This is a genomic window from Sediminibacterium salmoneum NBRC 103935 (genome assembly GCF_000511175.1).
GTDB classification, from domain to species: Bacteria; Bacteroidota; Bacteroidia; order Chitinophagales; family Chitinophagaceae; genus Sediminibacterium; species Sediminibacterium salmoneum.
In genome coordinates this window covers 1,192,300-1,196,166 of sequence record NZ_KI866530.1, presented here as the reverse complement: position 1 = coordinate 1,196,166, position 3,867 = coordinate 1,192,300, and the positions used below count along the sequence as shown (strand labels likewise).

Annotated in this window: 3 protein-coding genes; all 3 read left to right on the top strand. The window is 38.3% G+C overall.

Features of this window, described 5'->3' with window-relative positions; all coding sequences use genetic code 11:
* On the top strand, positions 1–1,832 hold a 1,832-nt coding region (locus P767_RS16030; protein ID WP_037351653.1), incomplete at its 5' end, for a M14 family metallopeptidase.
* Positions 1,833–1,836: 4 nt separating this feature from the next.
* Complete coding sequence (locus P767_RS16025; protein WP_037351652.1) at positions 1,837–2,589, top strand: L,D-transpeptidase family protein; 753 nt, start codon at positions 1,837–1,839, stop codon at positions 2,587–2,589.
* Between the two features lie 97 nt (positions 2,590–2,686).
* Positions 2,687–3,867 (top strand): sensor histidine kinase (locus P767_RS16020; protein WP_037351651.1); only part of this gene is annotated, 1,181 nt, incomplete at its 3' end.

Sequence of the window (3,867 nt, the reverse complement as noted above, 5' to 3'; positions counted from 1 at the left end):
GGAAGCCCAATATTTTAACGGATCACCATGAAATGGGTAGCAACTCAAGCTTCTTTTTTCAACCGGGTGTTCCTTCCAGGGTAAACCCTAATACTCCATCTAAAAATCAGGAGTTAACCGCTGCGATTGGTAATTATCACGCACAGTTTTTAGATAGTATCGGTTCTTTGTATTTTACCAAAGAGGGATACGATGATTTTTATTATGGCAAGGGTTCAACCTATCCAGACATTAATGGCGCAGTTGGAATATTATTTGAGCAGGCCAGTAGCCGGGGTCATCTTCAGGAAACCGAGAACGGGTTATTGAGTTTCCCCTTTACAATCAGAAATCAGTTCACTACAACTCTTTCTACGCTGGCAGCTGCAAAAGGCCTCAGAAAACAAATGCTCGATTACCAGCGTTCCTTCTTTAAAGACGTTATAAAGGAGGCTGAAGCTTATCCTGTAAAGGCTTTTGTTTTCGGAGACCCGCAGGATAAGGCCAGAACACAAATTTTTGTGGAAATGTTATTAAGGCACCAGGTTGACATTTATCCGGTAAAAACGGAGATCAATGCTGAGGGCAAATCTTTCAAACCCGGTACTTCATTCCTGATTCCCACCGCTCAGAAGCAATTCAAAATTATCAAAACGGTTTTTGAAAAAACATTCAATTACAAAGACAGCTTGTTCTATGATGTTACCGCCTGGACTATGCCGCTTGCCTTTGGCCTGCCTTATGCAGAAATCAAAACCCCTATTTCAACTAATTCACAAAAACTTACGCAGCCGGTTGAACTAACAGCTGCTGTAATGGGCAGTGGCAATCCTTATGCATATGCCATTAAATGGAATGAATATTACTCGCCTAAAGTTCTGTACAAACTTCAGGATAAAGGAATAAAAACCAAAGTAGCTTCCAAACAGTTTAAAATGATGATTGGCGGCAAAGAAGAGTTCTTCGATTATGGTACTATCATTGTTCCGCTGAGTATTCAGTCTATGGATGCACAAACAGTTGCAGGAATGATAAGTGAGGCCATACAGCATAGTGGAGTGGATGCATATGCATTGGCTACCGGCTTTTCTGCAGATGGCATTGATTTGGGCAGTAATAGTTTTGTTCACCTGAAAAAGCCTTCTGTGATGATGTTTGGCGGCAATGGAACCAGTGCTACCGATGTGGGAGAAATCTGGCATATGATGGATACCCGTTTTAATGTTCCGGTGAGCATTGTAGACGTGGATCGTTTTAACTCTATTAATGCAGACAGGTATAATGTAATTATTATGGCTTCTGGTAGTTATAACAATTTAAATAAAAACGCACAGGATAAATTGAAGGAATGGATCAGTGGCGGCGGTACTTTAATTGCAACTGAAGATGCAACCAAATGGCTCTCTTCTAATGGCTTCACTAAAGTGCTGTTTAAATCAGGCGATGATAAAAGAGATTCAACTTTACAATTACCTTATTTCTTGCGTTCGGATGAAACCAGAGCAAAAGACATGACCGGATCCTTGTTTGAAGCCAAAGTAGATCTTACACATCCTTTGGGCTTTGGTTATAATAATCCATCTGTTACCATTTTTAAGTCTAATACTTTGTTTATGGACAAGAACAATGGTGCCTATGATTCTCCGGTAATGTACACAGAGCAACCCTTACAGAGTGGTTATCTTTACAGAGGATATAAAAATGCAGTTAAAAACACTGCCGCTGTGAATGTAGATAATATGGGCCGCGGCAGAATTATCTCAATGGTAGATAACCTGAATTTCAGGGCTTTCTGGTTAGGCACTTCTAAAATGTTTATGAACGCAGTTTGTTTTGGGCCGTTAATTCGTTAGACATATGAAATTTCGCTTTGTTTTTATATTGTTATCCTTGCTTTTGTCTGGCAATGACCTATTTGCCCAGGATTATAAAGCATTGACCAAAAAAGAGCAGATCGTTTTTAACAGAAGAGAGAAAGCATTAATACAACAGTTTCAGGAGGCCAATCTTAGCTGGCCTGCCAAACAATTGTATATACGCAGTTTTAAACAGGACGGTGTGTTGGAATTATGGGTTAAAAATAGTTTAACAGAGCCTTTTGTATTATTTAAAACTTATAATATTTGTGCATTGTCCGGCAAACTGGGACCCAAGCGAAGAGAGGGGGATAAGCAGGTTCCGGAAGGAATTTATTATATCAATGAGTTTAATCCCAACAGCGATTACCATTTTTCTCTTGGTCTTAACTACCCCAATCAGAGTGATTTGGTTTTTGCAGACAGTAAAGCACCTGGCGGTGAAATTTATATACACGGTCAGTGTGCCACGGTTGGCTGTATCCCTATATTGAATAGTCCTATTGAAGAGTTATATGTGCTGGCTAGTATTGTAAAAAAGCAAGGCCAGGATTTTATACCAGTTCATATCTTTCCCATTCGATTCAGCAATCATCAGGCTGCCAATGCCATACAGTTGCTGGTTGGAGCCAACCCTGAATACCATCAGTTTACCCGTCAGTTAAAAGAGATTTACGATTATTTTGAGCAATACAAACAATTGCCAATCATTGGGATAACACAGGAGGGATCTTACAAAATACTTTCCAGATAAGCTATGTATTGCATTATTTAGTATTTTGTGACGAATTATTACAATCCTGATAGCCGCTGAAGACCTCTTGGTTTAATTATACAATTGTTGTTATCTAATGAAGCGAGCTAAGCTTTCCTTTTCAAATATTATATTGATTACGGCCTGTCTGGTAGTGGTGGTTTCGATCCTTTTTTTAAATGTAATCAACACCAGAAATATCATTACCCTTAAAAACTCAATAGATACTTTAAGTATTGAGAATAAAAACATCAGCTTACTGCGAAATACCAGTGACGAGTTGGTTGAGTTGGAATTGGTGTATAATAAATATTTGCAAACCGGTGAGGCTTCATTAATTAATACTTCTGCAAAACTGTTAGAAAATACAATTCAAAGATTAAAGAATTTACAGCAGGAGAGAGATAGTGGCAGGGCGGCCCAGATTGTTCAGCAGTTAGCAAAAGAACGTTCTTTACCAGCAATGATTGCAGATTTTGAAAATCTTTCTGCAAAATTTCAATCTAATAAAATTGACCTGTTGAATAAAGGGGAAACTGATTCTGTAAATGCTATTTTAGCCCAATATCATCAACAGTTTAAAAGAGTATTAATAAAAGAAGATGCTTTCCGTGAAAATTTAAATCAGACCATTTTCAAGAATGCTGTTACCGGTACGGATGTTATTCAAAAGTTTTTCTGGATATCTCTGCTCATCATACTATTTATTGTTGGCGTGCTGGTGTACAATATTTATAAGATGGTAAATTATGAAAATGAGATACTGGAAGCCAGGGAAAAAGCGGTAAAACTCGCGCAGGTGAAAAGCAGGTTTTTGAGCAATATGAGCCATGAAATCAGATCCCCGTTAACTGCAATCATGGGCTTTACGGAGATTATTGACAAAATAGAAATTGACGCAGAAAAAAAGAATTTTCTTCATGCTATCAAAACCTCTTCTGAGCATTTATTGTCTACTGTTAATGATGTGCTTGATTTTTCCAAACTGGATGCAGGTAAGCTGAAACTGGAAAAGCAGCCATTCTATATTAAGTCTGCCATAGAGGAAGTAAGTTTTGCCTTATCCAGTACCAGTGCAGCTAAAAAAGGAATTCGTGTTAACACCGTGATCAATTTACCGGAAAGTCTATTGGTTAAAGGAGATTTGTTCCGCCTTAAGCAAATCCTGTATAATTTGTTAAGCAATGCCATAAAGTTTACAGAAAAAGGGGGAGTAACCATTGACGCTGCAATATCCAGTAAAACCAATGATAAAGCCGTTATTCGGATTGCGGTTGC